13 protein-coding genes are annotated in these 12,466 nt (G+C 58.6%); 5 read left to right on the top strand and 8 right to left on the bottom strand.

Translation table 11 applies throughout. The features are described from left to right. The first annotated feature begins 253 nt into the window (after window positions 1-253). Window positions 254-601, top strand: coding sequence for a hypothetical protein (locus tag AC2A6O_RS09655; RefSeq protein ID WP_498926623.1), 348 nt, complete (start codon window positions 254-256; stop codon window positions 599-601). Here the strand turns inward: AC2A6O_RS09655 and AC2A6O_RS09650 are convergent. The 4 genes from AC2A6O_RS09650 to AC2A6O_RS09635 form a co-directional block, all read right to left on the bottom strand. Then, on the bottom strand, window positions 598-1,017 hold the full coding sequence (locus AC2A6O_RS09650) for a universal stress protein (protein ID WP_498926622.1): 420 nt from the start codon (window positions 1,015-1,017) through the stop codon (window positions 598-600). The genes AC2A6O_RS09655 and AC2A6O_RS09650 overlap by 4 nt on opposite strands. Window positions 1,018-1,026: 9 nt before the next feature. Further along, window positions 1,027-2,325, bottom strand: coding sequence for a TRAP transporter large permease (locus tag AC2A6O_RS09645; protein WP_498926621.1), 1,299 nt, complete (start codon window positions 2,323-2,325; stop codon window positions 1,027-1,029). Continuing rightward, entirely contained in the window at window positions 2,322-2,849 is a 528-nt protein-coding gene (locus AC2A6O_RS09640; protein ID WP_498926620.1) for a TRAP transporter small permease subunit, read from the bottom strand. The genes AC2A6O_RS09645 and AC2A6O_RS09640 overlap by 4 nt, the downstream gene beginning before the upstream one ends. Before the next feature lie 73 nt (window positions 2,850-2,922). Continuing rightward, entirely contained in the window at window positions 2,923-3,891 is a 969-nt protein-coding gene (locus tag AC2A6O_RS09635) for a TRAP transporter substrate-binding protein (RefSeq protein WP_498926619.1), read from the bottom strand. 260 nt (window positions 3,892-4,151) lie between these two features. Between AC2A6O_RS09635 and AC2A6O_RS09630 the strand changes: the two genes are divergently transcribed. After that, on the top strand, window positions 4,152-4,850 hold the full coding sequence (locus tag AC2A6O_RS09630; RefSeq protein WP_148585670.1) for an aspartate/glutamate racemase family protein: 699 nt from the start codon (window positions 4,152-4,154) through the stop codon (window positions 4,848-4,850). Window positions 4,851-4,878: 28 nt separating this feature from the next. Here the strand turns inward: AC2A6O_RS09630 and AC2A6O_RS09625 are convergent, their stop codons facing one another. Further along, entirely contained in the window at window positions 4,879-5,367 is a 489-nt protein-coding gene (locus tag AC2A6O_RS09625) for an Lrp/AsnC family transcriptional regulator (RefSeq protein ID WP_148585669.1), read from the bottom strand. A gap of 80 nt (window positions 5,368-5,447) precedes the next feature. Here AC2A6O_RS09625 and AC2A6O_RS09620 point away from each other — a divergent pair, with 80 nt between their 5' ends. Then, complete coding sequence (locus AC2A6O_RS09620) at window positions 5,448-6,359, top strand: LysR substrate-binding domain-containing protein (protein ID WP_498926618.1); 912 nt, start codon at window positions 5,448-5,450, stop codon at window positions 6,357-6,359. Between the two features lie 15 nt (window positions 6,360-6,374). Here the strand turns inward: AC2A6O_RS09620 and AC2A6O_RS09615 are convergent, their stop codons facing one another. Together AC2A6O_RS09615 and AC2A6O_RS09610 are read right to left on the bottom strand one after the other, a co-directional pair. Next, entirely contained in the window at window positions 6,375-7,679 is a 1,305-nt protein-coding gene (locus tag AC2A6O_RS09615) for an NAD(P)/FAD-dependent oxidoreductase (protein ID WP_498926617.1), read from the bottom strand. 17 nt (window positions 7,680-7,696) lie between these two features. After that, window positions 7,697-9,451 carry a thiamine pyrophosphate-binding protein gene (locus tag AC2A6O_RS09610; protein WP_498926616.1) on the bottom strand — a complete coding sequence of 585 codons (1,755 nt, stop codon included), beginning with the start codon at window positions 9,449-9,451 and terminating at the stop codon, window positions 7,697-7,699. A 464-nt stretch (window positions 9,452-9,915) separates the two neighbouring features. On the opposite strand from AC2A6O_RS09610, the gene AC2A6O_RS09605 reads away from it, so the two are divergent. After that, complete coding sequence (locus tag AC2A6O_RS09605) at window positions 9,916-10,434, top strand: TetR/AcrR family transcriptional regulator (protein ID WP_498926615.1); 519 nt, start codon at window positions 9,916-9,918, stop codon at window positions 10,432-10,434. Continuing rightward, window positions 10,431-11,564, top strand: a complete 1,134-nt coding sequence (locus AC2A6O_RS09600) for an MFS transporter (RefSeq protein WP_498926614.1) — start codon at window positions 10,431-10,433, stop codon at window positions 11,562-11,564. Before AC2A6O_RS09605 ends, AC2A6O_RS09600 begins: the two co-directional genes overlap by 4 nt. Before the next feature lie 398 nt (window positions 11,565-11,962). On the opposite strand, the gene AC2A6O_RS09595 is transcribed toward AC2A6O_RS09600, so the two are convergent. Continuing rightward, window positions 11,963-12,448 (bottom strand): hypothetical protein, encoded by a 486-nt coding sequence (locus AC2A6O_RS09595; protein WP_498926613.1) that lies wholly within the window; start codon window positions 12,446-12,448, stop codon window positions 11,963-11,965. Window positions 12,449-12,466: the final 18 nt, after the last annotated feature.

Here is a 12,466-nt window from a genome sequence, read left to right as displayed (position 1 = left end):
CAAAACTCAGAAATGCGAAATAGGTCGTGAAGGATTCGGGGTCCAGGAATTTTTGGAAAGTGGATCTAATCATCGCCATTCCGCCCTCGATTTTGGGGCGAAGTGTGTAGGCTCCTGCCGGCAGCGCCCTGTAAAATTGCTGCAGATACGATATTATATAGGAATAATCTTCAATTTTGCAAAATTTATTTTGGATGTTATCTGTATAACTTTTTAACTGTCAGGTTATTTTTTCGATATTTTTGAAATTTTATTGAATTTATCTAAAGTATATTATTCAGAATTTGATTATATTGATGAAAATTCAGATGTCCTCTCGAGGATCAAGAAATCTTCCAGAGAAAGTGCCTTCGTTGAGGGTAAGCATGGCGCGTTTTCTTTTCGGCGTCTGTCTGCTGCCCTGCACAGGACAGCACTGACCTGCGGCAGCCGCTCCAGAAGCCATGCCATTGAGGCCTCCGACCGGACCGCGCCAACGACCTTGTGGCCTGTATGGATTGCGGCCCCGGCGACGGCGAAGCCGAAAATTGCGCCGGTGATGAAAAAGGAACCCGGGCGTGCCAATAAACTTGGTGCGGCAGTGAAACGGCCAGAGCTTTAGATGCGGTGTAACAAGACGCTGCATGCTGCATGGCGGGCGATCTGAGCGGCGTTCGTGCCCAGTGTTGAAAGATGGCTGTCGCTCCGAACCGCATTGAGCACAATAAGGCTCGCACTGATCTTGTCTGCCAGCAACAGTACCTGTTCCCCAACTCCGCCTCGCAACACATGCGGCGTGGCATTGCTCACTTCTGAACGTTTCATCAGATTGAGCAATTCCGACTTCGCCTGGTCAGCGGCGGCTTTCTGGCTGTCCTCGGGAATGTATGGCTCGATGTAGTTGTAGAATCCGAAGGGAAGGACGAAGGCGACGTGAATGTCGTTGCCGCCATAAGCTCCCCAGGCATACTGGAGCAGCTTTTCAGCGCCGTCGGAGTGCTCGATGTCAACCAGTACGAGAATGGTCTGCTTCGCCATTGAGCGCTCCTATTTGCTCAAGATGTGCGGTAGCCAGGTCGCAAGGCCAGGGAATGCGACGAGAATGGCGACAAAGACGCACATGACCAGGAACATCGGGAAGGAAGCTTTCGAGATGAAGGCCATGTCACGTCCGGTCATTCCCTGCAGGACGAACAGGTTGAAACCGATCGGCGGCGTGATCTGCGCCATTTCCACGACGATCATGAGATAAACGCCGAACCAGAGCATGTCGAAACCGGCTGCCCGCACCATCGGTTCGATGACGGCCATCGTGAGTACGATGGAAGACAGACCGTCCAGAAAACACCCGAGAACGATGTAGAAGATCGTGAGGATCGCAATCAGGGCGATCGGCGACAAGTGCAGGCTTCCGATGCCTTCCGCCAGTGCCCGCGGAATTCCGGTGAACCCCATCGCAAGCGACAGGAAGCCGGCGCCCATGAGGATGAGCATGATCATCGATGTGGTCCGGATCGAGCCGAGAACGCTCTCTGAAAACGTCTCCCAGGACAGGCTTCTCTGAAGCGCCGACAATATCAGGGATCCGAGCACACCGAGGGCCGCCGCTTCCGTTGCAGTCGCAATGCCTGAGTAAATCGAACCAATGACCGCTGCGATCAGCACAAGGACCGGCACAAGGTCCAACAACCGCCGGGCCAGATGGGAGGTGTCCAGATCCTGGACGGGATTGAAGCTCCCCCGGTTTATCTTCGCCCAAACTGCGATGTAGGCCATGAACAGAAGTGCCAGGCACAGTCCCGGGATCATGGCAGCCATGAACAGCTTCGTAATGCTCTCGTTCACGGTCACGCCGAAAATGATCATGGAGATCGACGGCGGGATCAAGAGCCCCAGCGTTCCCGCGCCGGAAAGCGTTCCGATGATCATGTGCTCCGGGTAGTTCCGTTGCCGGAGTTCGGGAATGGACATCTTGCCCACGGTCGCCACCGTCGCGGCGGAGGATCCGGAGATGGCGGCAAAGACCGCGGACGCGCCGACATTCACGTGCAGCAATCCGCCTGGAAGGTTCCGCAGGAACGGCGCCAGCCCACGAAACAACGTTTCGCTGAGTTTGGTTCTGAACAGGATTTCGCCCATCCAGATGAAGAGCGGCAATGCGGTTAGCGTCCAGGAGGACTGCCCGCTCCAGATCGTGATCGCCATGGAGTCGCCAATTGGAGCCGACGTGAACAGCCACATGCCCATGATGGCCGTTATCAACAGAGCCGCGCCAACCCAGACGCCAAAGCCCAGAAGGGCGAAAAGCGTTGCAAGGAAAATGACGATGGAAAGGGACTCGGTCATATTTCGTTCGGTCCCTCTTTGCCCTGTTCTTCAGGATTGATCGCGTCGTAGTCAAACAGAACCAGCAGCAGGGTGTGAACCACCGCGACCGCCAGAAGGACTGCCCCGATCGCAACCGGTGTCTGCGGGATCCATAGGAGGACGGCATCCGCCCCTTCACTGCGCTCGCCGAATTCGTAGCTCTCAAGCGCCAGATTGCTCATGTAGTAGGCGACGAACACCGTCGCTGCGCTCATGACGGCAAGGCAGAGGATCTCGATGACGCGGCGGCGGCCTCCCGTGGTCGCCTGGATGAGCAGTTGCACCCGTATGTGACCGTTTCCACGAAAGGTGTAGGCCAGCGCCAGGAAGGTCGAAGTGGCCATGACATAGCCGGCAAAGTCCGTAGCGCCGCCTGCAAAAAAGCCGAACAGCCGCGCCACGATGCTGTAGAGCACCAACACGCACAGGAATACGAGTGCACCCCCGGAAAGTACCCCGGCAAAGCGATAGATGTGGTCCAGAAAACCGGAAATGGAACGCATTCAGCCCCCGTGAAAGACGCAGTCTGCAACTGAAAACGGGCAGCCCTTCAGGACCGCCCGTCAGATGTCCGGATCAGTTCATTTTTTCATAAGCCTCGAGAACTTCAGCGCCTTCCGGACCTGCGCGTTCAATCCAGGCGTCCTTCAACTGACCGCCGACCGACTTGAAGGAGGCGAGCACATCTTCGTTCAAGGTGCCGACGGTCATGCCCTGTTCCTTGAATTGCTCGACATACCAGGAATCGAGTTCTTCGGCCTTGGCCCAGCATTTGGTTTCGGCATTTGCCGCAGCTTCCGTCAGAACATTCCGCGTGGCGTCGTCAAGTCTGGACCAGGCTTTCTTGTTGACGATGACCATGTTGCGCGGCAGCCAGGCTTTGACATCGTAGTAGTAGTTCACATGTTCCCACAATTTACGGTCATATCCGGTGGAGCCGGAGGAAATCATGGCCTGGGCGACGCCGGTCGCAAAGGCCTGTGCCAATTCCGCGGCCTCGATCTTAGTCGGAGCCATGCCAAGGCCTTCCGCCATTTTTGACGTGGTCGCGTTGTAGGCCCTGAACTTAAGGCCGGACAGGGCATCCAGGCTGGACGCTTCCTTCGCGGAGTAAAAGCCCTGCGGCGGCCAGGGGCAGGAATAAAGCAGATGCAATCCGGACTCGTCGAGCTTCTTGCTGAGCGCAGGCTTTGAAGCCTCATAGAGTTTTTTCGCCCCGTCGAAACCGGTTGCCAGGAAGGGGATTGAATCGATTTCGTAAATCGGATCGTCGTTGCCGAGCGCAGAAATCAGACGCTCTCCAATCGGCGTAATGCCTTTGCGCACCGCTCCGAATATTTCGGCCCCGCCGATGAGGGAGCCACCTGGATGAGTCACGATCTCAAGATCGGACTTCTCAGTGACCTCGGCAGCAAACTCAGCCGCAATCTCGGAATGATAGTTGGTCGCTGCATAGGCAAGCGCCATGTCCCATTTTTCGGCGTGTGCCGTTGCTGCGCTAAATGCAAGGATCGAAGCGGCAAGAATGCTCGATTTCATGTTCATCAGCTTGTTCCCGTGGTTGGCATGTCGTTATTTTTATCACGAAACTTTAGCGGCAGTCTGTGGATCGATACACAGCTAGATCGGCGGTTTCGAAGAGGTATCCGGCATTGTGACGGTCCGGTCTTGCAGATTGCAGTCCAAACGGGGCAAATGGCGCGTTTTGCGTGTATAGCCCGGCGCATAGCTACGGTAATTTGGGCGGCAACATTGCCCCTGGTGACTTTGGAGCCAATCCCGCTGGAGGGCTGGAGTTAACGACCTTGAACAAGAATTTCCTCGGTATCCTGTCCCTCGACACTGCATTCGTCAGGATACGGGGAGATGTGGGCAATCCGGAAAGCTATCCGTTCGAGGCACGCGTGAAGATCGTTCCTGGCGCGGACAGCCCGTTGATCGTTCAGGACGGGGTCCCCGCGCCCGAGCTCATTGACCACTTCATCCTTGCGGCCCGGCAGCTTGAGGAAGAAGGCGCAAGTGCCATTGTTTCGACATGCGGCTTTCTCGTCACCGCGCAGGCTACCATTGCGAAGTCGGTCGGCGTCCCCGTGATGCTGTCCGCGCTTTCCATGTATTCCACCATTGGCGCTGAATGTGCCGGGCGGATCGGCATTCTGACGGCTTCCCGAGCCGCCCTGGGTCCCAGGGCGCTAAGGGCCGCCGGCATTCGGGAAGAGGATGTCGCCATAGCGGGTTTGGAAAGCAGTACGGAATTCGAACGAACCTTCCTTGTGACGAGAAACAGCCAGGCTCTGACCCTCAACCGGGAAGAAATCGAAAAAGCCGTTGTCGAGGCTGCACAGAACCTGAAGGCAAACAACCCGGATTTGTCTGCGCTCCTTTTCGAATGCGGAAACCTGCCGCCTTATGCCGGTGCGGTGCGGGCCGCCACCGGTCTTCCGGTGTTTCATATGCTCGACGCAGCGGCGCTCCTGATGGGGGCCTCCGTCTCTTCGGGCTAGGGTGTGGACCCATAAATGAAGACGTTGCCTAACAGGCAATCGGAAAACGCGTCACATTCGTATCGGACATCAGCGCCTTGCGCTTGAATTTGCTCGCCAGAACAATTGTCACATCGACCGATTGAATTCCGTTTATCCGCGACACTTCATCAACCACCGCATCGAGATCTTCCGCGCTCGGCGTCACAACGGTGCAGACCAGGTCGTAGGTTCCGGTGATCGACATGCACTCCTGGATCTCCGGCAACGTTTCCAGTGCCGAAACGATGTGGGCACACCGCGCTCTTTCGCATCTCAGGGAAAAATGGGCGCGTGTCTCCTCCACCTCCAGCTCAGGTTTCACGATGGCACAATATCCGATGATGACGCCTTCTTTTTCCAGCCGGCTGATGCGTTCATTCACCGTCGACCTTGCCACGCCAAGTTTGCGCGCCAGCTGGGACGTGGATATCCGGGCATCTTCCACGAGCATGGCCAACAGATTGCGATCAATCGCGTCCCGTTTTCTCAGATACATTTTTGAACCCTCTGTTTTTCTTTGTTTTTGAGGGTGCCAGCAGTTCCATCATGTGAAAACCGTTGATTTGGCGGCTTATCATGATCAATATTCATGATATGCGGCGTTTCGTACCTTCCATTGCGGCCCTTCATGCGTTCGAGGCCGCAGCGACCTACCTGAACTTTACCCGTGCCGGAGAGGACCTCGGCCTTACGCAAAGCGGCGTCAGCCGTCAGGTCAGCAAGCTTGAGCATCAGCTGGGCGTGCATCTGTTCGAGCGGTTCGGGCCCCGTCTCGTGCTGACCGAAACCGGCCGGTCCTTCCTGCAGACCATCTCCAAGGTGCTCGATGACCTTGAGGAGGCCTCAATTGACATCGTGCGCGGCAGCCGTTCGGTCGATGCCATGCAGATTGGCGTCCAGGACAGTTTCGCCAGCCAGTGGCTGGTTCCGCGTATGCACCGGTTTCTCTCAGGCTATGAAAATCCCCGTTTCAACATGGTGCCGATCCACGGGGATGAGGATATTGATGACCTGAAGATCGACGTGGCGGTTCTGCGCGGGCGCGGTGCATGGGCAAATGCGCAAGTCCATCACCTCATCAGCGAAGAGGTCACGGTGGTTGCTGCTCCTTCCCTCATCTCCCCGAAAGAGGTGCTGAAGCTTGAAGAGCACGCGAAGTACACCAAGATCCAGAATGCGCATCGGCCCGATAGCTGGTTGCGCTGGCTCGCGGCCAAGGGCCTCGCGCATGAGGGGTCCATCTCCGGACCGCGGTTCTCGCAGACATCCATGGTCATAAAGGCTGCAATTTCGGGGATCGGGCTTGCGGTCGTCCCGACCATGATGGTCGAGGAGCAACTTGCGAGCGGTACGTTGCACACCCCCTTCGGCGCTGCGGTGGCCAGTGGCCTGAGCTATTTCGTGGTCTATCCGGAACGAAACGGGCATTCAAAACCCGTGCTTGATTTCCGCGACTGGCTGTTGTCGGAAACCCGGAAACTGCGATGACCTGGGGTCCAAACCCTAGCCGAAGTGCCGTATGAAGCGGTCGGGACGGAACGGGAGCGCGTCGATGGCCGGCGTTTTCCCCTCGATCAGATCCGCCAGCACGTCTGCGGTGCCGGTTCCCGTTGCAAGGCCGATATGCTGGTGCCCGAATGCCACCGAAATGTGCCTGTAGGTCGGCGCGGGCCCAATGGCGGGACGACTGTCGGGAAATGTCGGGCGACGTCCGAGCCAGGGTTCGGGGTCCATCCGCTCGCCCAAGGCGAAGGCTTCACGCGCTGCCTTTTCCGCCAGATCGATCTGGGCGGTTGAGCTGGGTGCGTCGCAGGCCGCGAGTTCAACTCCGGTTGAGAGCCGCAGCCCCTTTGTCATCGGGGAAAGCACATAACCGCCCTGGGTGTCATAGACCGGCCGTCTCAGAATTTTTGCATTCGCTCCATCCTGCGCACCTTCAAAATGCATGTGGTATCCGCGTTCAAATCCCATGGTCACGGACAGGTTCAATTTCGCCAGGAAGTCCTTGGACCACGGGCCCAGACATACGGCGATCTTGTCGGCTTTCAGCAAGCTGCCGTCGGCCAGCACAATCTCTACGCCATCCAGATCTTCCGACACTGTACGCACGTCGCTCCGCAGGACCTTTCCGCCCTGCGCGGTGAACTTTGCCGCATAGGCCTTCACCAGAGCCGCGGGGTCATTGACCGAATAGCTGTCACGAACCCAGAGCGCGCGCGGGAAAATCGGGGCAAGGTCCGGTTCCAGATCATGCAACGCGGTGCCGTCGAGCTCCTGAGTGTCGACATCGAAGTTTCCAAGAGTCGCCCGCAGAAGCCCCGCGCGTTCATATCTGCCGATGTCACGATAGAGAAACATCCAACCCGCGTCCGACAGACGAGCGCTCTCGTTGCAGGCGTCGATGAGCTCAAGGTGCTTCCTGATCGACAAGCGGATGAGCGCGTCGAGCGCAACTGTCGTCTCTTGGAAGGTTTTCTTCCGGGCACTCAACAGAAAACGGCTCGCCCAGGCCAGATTGGAGAGCAGATATTTCAGGTCGTACCGAAAGGCTACACGGATATTTGTCAGCAATCCCGGCAGATCCACGAGCAGCCCGGGGTTGTTGATTGGAAACAGCGAAGAGCGGGCAAAGACGCCCGCATTCCCGTAGGACGTGCCGCCGCCCGGATCGTCGCGGTCGAGCAGGATCACCTCGGCGCCGCGTTTCTGCATTTCAAGCGCAACGCAAACGCCCACCATTCCGCCGCCAAGGACGACAAATTTCAGGCCTTTTGCCGACCGGGGAACCTGCATGTTGGAGTTGCTCATGTCCGGCGTGTTCCCAATCACATGTAGGCAACTTCTTTCGAGGCGAGATCGAGGGGATCCTCCCCGCGTTTGTTCAGCCAGGAATAGACCGGTGGCACGCGGTCGGCGATCGATTCGATGTGAACATCGATCAGGCACGGGCCGTTTTCATGGGCGAATGCTTTGGCAAGTGCAGCGTCGAGGTCTTCCGGGGACTTGGCGGTCCAGGCTGTCAGACCGAAGGCCTCCGCAATGGCCTGTCCCTTTGGCGGCATGAAGTCGACACTGAAACACTGGTTGTGCCCCTTGAGCCGGTGGAGACCCTTGATCCAGCCGTAGTGTCCGTTGTTGAACAGGATCAGAATGGCCGGAATGTTCAGCCTTACAAGGGTCTCCATTTCGCCAACCGCCATCCCGAAGGAGCCGTCCCCGAAAAGACCGATCGGCCTTCGTGACGGATCGGCGCGCCATGCCCCGACTGTTGCGGGCAAGGCCGACCCCAGCCCGCCGAATGCCCGCGGGATCGCGAAACGGGTGCGAGGGTCGTTGATCTTCAGAAAGCGGGTCATATAGGGCGTCGGGGTTCCCGCATCCGAATAGATCAGCGCGGGCTTGCCTGATTTTTCCAAAGCTTGGTTGAAGCATCTCACGGCCCGCTCGGGACGAAGGGGCTTGCTGTCGTTGCTCAAAAGCGATTCCGCACCTTGCCAGAAGGAGGCGCGCAGTGAATTCAGATGATTGACCCATGGATGGTACTTCGAACCGTCAAAATCCTCCGGCACGATTTTCAGAAACTCCCGCAGAACGAGCTTTGCATCGCCTGTGACGGACACCACGTTCTCGTAATTGTTGGCCATGACTTCAGGGTTTATATCGATCTGGGCAACGCGCTTGTTCAAGGTGACCTTCGGAAATGTCCAGCCGATGGTCACGACCGATCCCATTTTCGAACCGACGAACAGGACAAAATCGCTTTCTTCCATGGCGCGGTTTGCGTGCGGGTGAAACCCGTTGTCTCCTATCACGCCGATCGAAAGCCGGTGGTCATCGGGCATCGTCCCCTGACCGGTCATGGTTGTGCAGACCGGGACGTTCAGACGCACCGCGAGAGCGAGTATTTCATCGCCGGCACAGGCGCGGATCACCCCGCCGCCCGATACGATCAGCGGTTTTTCAGCCTGTTTCACCGTCTCCAGCAATTTCTCGACAAGTCCGGGGGCTGGACGGGTCGGAAAGGCGGGAAAGGTTTTGCAGTCTTCCTCTATGTGCAGGGAGACCCGGTCCGGATCAACCTTGGCCGTCAGCATGTCTTCCGGAATCTGAAGATGGACGGCTCCCGGTTTTCCCGAGCAGGCCGTCCGGAAAGCCCGCCGGACGATCTCCGGCAACTTTTCCGGCGATTTGATTTGAACCGACATCTTCGTGACGGGTTCGAAGAGCTTGGCACAGTCGAGTTCGGTCAGGACCCCGCGCCCCTCACCGGGAAGGGGGATGTCAATCGTCAGCAGGATGACGGGCACGGAAGATGCGTTCGATTCAGCGATCGGCGGAAGGGAATACATCGCGCCCGCACCAGACGGGCATTCGATGATGCCGGGTTTGTCGGTAAACCGGCCGTAGGCATCCGCCATGAAACCCGCCGAGCGCTCGTCGCGGGCCATGATGTGGGTAATGCGGCCTTCGTGCGCCTGCAGGGCCTCGTAAAGTGGCACATTGGTATCGCCCGGCACACCGAAAATCGTGTCAACGCCGTATCCGATGAGCATTTCGACAAGAATGTCCGCGCCGTTCATATTTCATGTCCTTTGTTCCGACTGAACAAACGCTATCCGGGCAACCGGGCGGCCGCTACGTGCAGATTGTCGGTACAATCGATCAATCCCGGTGATTTGTTCAGCTGGAAACGGACAAACCCAAACAAGCTCCAGGCACGACCTGCCCGCCAAAGCCTCCCATCCCGTGAACTGCTTCGCTCGTTTATACCCACCATCCCGGATTTCCTCGCTGAGGAGACGAGGGCCTAAACATGTCCGCAATGTACCGAACCTCACCAATCGGCTTGTACGGCGACTGTCCGGTTCGATGTATTGAAGAGCGGAACCGGAAGGTGGCCTCACGGCCCGGAGTGGTCATAAGGCGCCGTCTCGATCAATGGTGGCTTTGCGAGGCAAAGCGGACCTCTGTTCCTGCTGGTTTGCAAAGTAAAACGATCGTTGTACAGTCGTGTCCGAGGACGCCAAAGGAGGTTCCCGTGGACATGACCAGCAAACTCACCGCCGCCGCCGAGAGGCTTTTCGATCGACACGGCTACGTGGCCACCGGCGTGGACCGGCTGACGGAGGCTGCGAGGATGTCGAGCCGAACGCTCTACAAGCACGCCGGCAGCAAGGCCGAGCTCATGGCGCGCGTCCTGACCGAGCGGGACCGGCGCTTTATGGCCCGGATCGAGGTGCGGACCGTCGACGCCCTGTTTGCCGCGCTCGAGGACTGGGTCCGGGTTGAGGGATGTCGGGGCTGCCTTTTCCTTCGCTCGCGCGCTGAAACTGGGGGAGACACGCCGGAGATTGCCGAGGCGGTTGCGCTGCACAAGGAGGCGTTCCACCGCCGGGTCGGCGAGGTCGTTTCCATGGACCTGGGACGCGAAGACCCCGCGCTCGCAGAGCAGGTGCTGGTCCTCTTCGAGGGGGCAACCCACGCGGCTGTGTATCGCGGAGCGCAAACCGTCTCAGCCGCACGAGCGGCGGCGGCCATCCTGATGGAGAGGGCGCGCTCATGAGTCCGGCCCTTCGCATCGGCGTGACGGGCTTCGCCCTCATCGCGGTCTGTTACGGCTTTGCCCGCTTCGCCTTCGGCCTTTTCCTGCCTCAGATCGACGGCGAACTGGGCCTCGGCCCGTCCCTCGGCGGCGTCATCTCGGGGGGCTCCTTCGCCGGCTACTGTATAGCGATCGTCGCCTCGGCTATCCTGACCGAACGGTTTGGCGCGCGCGCCGTCGCGGTAGGTGCCGCCCTTGTCGCGGCGATAGGTATGGCCGGCATCGCGATCGCGCCGTCACCGCTGATCCTGGCCATCGCAGTCGTGGTCGCCGGATCAAGCACGGGCCTCGCCTCTCCGCCCATGGCCGCCGCAGTCGCCGCCGCGGTCAGCAAAGGCCGGCAGGACCTTACGAACACGGTGATCAATGCGGGCGTGAGTGCGGGCGTGGTGCTGTCGGGGCCCATCGCGCTCGCCATCACGGGACAATGGAGGTTGGCCTTCGGAGCTTTCGCAGCCGTGGCGCTGGTGTTGGCCATCGCAGCTGCGATCTCGTTTCCTGCGGCCTCGGGCAACGGTCGCGCAGGTGGCCTGCCCCCGATGACGGGGCCGGTCCTGCGACTGATTTCGGCATCCTTCCTGATGGGAGTTGCGAGCACCGCGCTCTGGTCTTTTGGGGGGCAGCTCGTCTCAAGTCAGATGGGCTGGGGGCCAACCGGAACTGGCCTTCTCTGGATGTGCATCGGCACCGGGGGGATGGCCGGAGCCTTGGCCGGAGCGCTCGTCAGCCGATTTGGTCACGACCGCGTTCACTGGGCTTTCCTGGGTCTGATAGCAATCAGTATCTTACTGGTCGGCTTCGGCCTCGGTCCTGTCCCCACGCTGGTTGGAGGGGTTATCTTCGGCGCAGGCTACGTGATGCTAACAGGGGTCTATCTCATCTGGGGCACTCACACCTTGCCGGATCGGCCTGCGACCGGACTCATGGTCGGTTTCCTGACTATCGCCGTAGGCCAGACTGTCGGTGCCCCTCTCTTCGGATTTCTCATGGCGGGTCCGGGCGTAGGATCTGCCGTGATATGCTTCGCCGCCGTCGCGCTGGTCGCGGGCGCTTTCCGGGCAAAGTGCGCGGTCGAAAGCGCAGTTGCCTAGCTTTGGGGGGGCGAGCGGAGCTTCCACGGACGGTCTTGGCAGGTCTCGAAGCAGACTTGTCGCGGTACAGCATGCCGTTTCTGACCTTGGCTGGTGCCTGGTCGACACAAGCGGCCTAGTGCCGACATCCAGCGCCTATTCATTCAAAGATCCCTTCACGCCTACAAGTCGGACGATTGCCGAACTTGGGGATGGTCCCCAACGTAGTCAGACATGTGAACGGAAGGCGTCATCACGGGATTTCTAAGGACTCTTGCGCTGTACGCAAGACCGACGACTGCCACGAGATAAAAGTGTAAGATGTGGATGTGCTGGTCATCGACCTCTACCTCGGTGGCGATCGGGACGGAATCGGTGAAAGGCAGATCTCCGCTGCCATACCTTTGATCGTCAGGCGACTAGAGGCATGTATCGTAGCGGTTTTCACCTTGCTCCAGCCAGTCGTTTTCTCCGTCCCCGTAAACCAGGACTACGGAGCCGTCCTCGCCGAGCAGCGCGACCACAAAACCGTTTGGTGGTTTGGAATTGCCAAAATAGCTATACGCCGTCATTGCACGGATCTTTGTGCCGTCGACCGTGACGAGGGCATCCCATTCGCCATCCGCGCGGTCAAGGATCTGATACCCGATCCGACGAGGCACCTCGCCGTCGCTGCAAAAGATGCTGCTTTGAGGCGTTTTAACCGACGCCATCAGCATGAAAGAAGTTTCTTTGGAACAGCCAGGTGTTGGCGATGCGATCCCGTCGCATGGGTGCTCAACGATCAATTTGCGTGTTCCGTTAGACGTGTTTGTTGTCTCGCTCCCGCTATCGCCCCTGTCCGCCCACACAGGTGCACCCGACAGGAAAAGAACCGTCACAAGACAGATCAGGTTTTTGCTCATTGCGTACGGTCCTTTTTC

Source organism: Labrenzia sp. ATLA3 (genome assembly GCF_057180185.1).
This window is presented reverse-complemented; position numbering and strand designations above follow the sequence as displayed.

Coding starts and splice junctions, on each gene's coding strand:
- AC2A6O_RS09650 (WP_498926622.1), bottom strand. CDS start 1,017: ATGGCGAAGCAGACCATTCTCGTACTGGTTGACATCGAGCACTCCGAC.
- AC2A6O_RS09645 (WP_498926621.1), bottom strand. CDS start 2,325: ATGACCGAGTCCCTTTCCATCGTCATTTTCCTTGCAACGCTTTTCGCC.
- AC2A6O_RS09640 (WP_498926620.1), bottom strand. CDS start 2,849: ATGCGTTCCATTTCCGGTTTTCTGGACCACATCTATCGCTTTGCCGGG.
- AC2A6O_RS09635 (WP_498926619.1), bottom strand. CDS start 3,891: ATGAACATGAAATCGAGCATTCTTGCCGCTTCGATCCTTGCATTTAGC.
- AC2A6O_RS09625 (WP_148585669.1), bottom strand. CDS start 5,367: ATGTATCTGAGAAAACGGGACGCGATTGATCGCAATCTGTTGGCCATG.
- AC2A6O_RS09620 (WP_498926618.1), top strand. CDS start 5,448: ATGATCAATATTCATGATATGCGGCGTTTCGTACCTTCCATTGCGGCC.
- AC2A6O_RS09615 (WP_498926617.1), bottom strand. CDS start 7,679: ATGAGCAACTCCAACATGCAGGTTCCCCGGTCGGCAAAAGGCCTGAAA.
- AC2A6O_RS09610 (WP_498926616.1), bottom strand. CDS start 9,451: ATGAACGGCGCGGACATTCTTGTCGAAATGCTCATCGGATACGGCGTT.
- AC2A6O_RS09605 (WP_498926615.1), top strand. CDS start 9,916: ATGACCAGCAAACTCACCGCCGCCGCCGAGAGGCTTTTCGATCGACAC.
- AC2A6O_RS09600 (WP_498926614.1), top strand. CDS start 10,431: ATGAGTCCGGCCCTTCGCATCGGCGTGACGGGCTTCGCCCTCATCGCG.
- AC2A6O_RS09595 (WP_498926613.1), bottom strand. CDS start 12,448: ATGAGCAAAAACCTGATCTGTCTTGTGACGGTTCTTTTCCTGTCGGGT.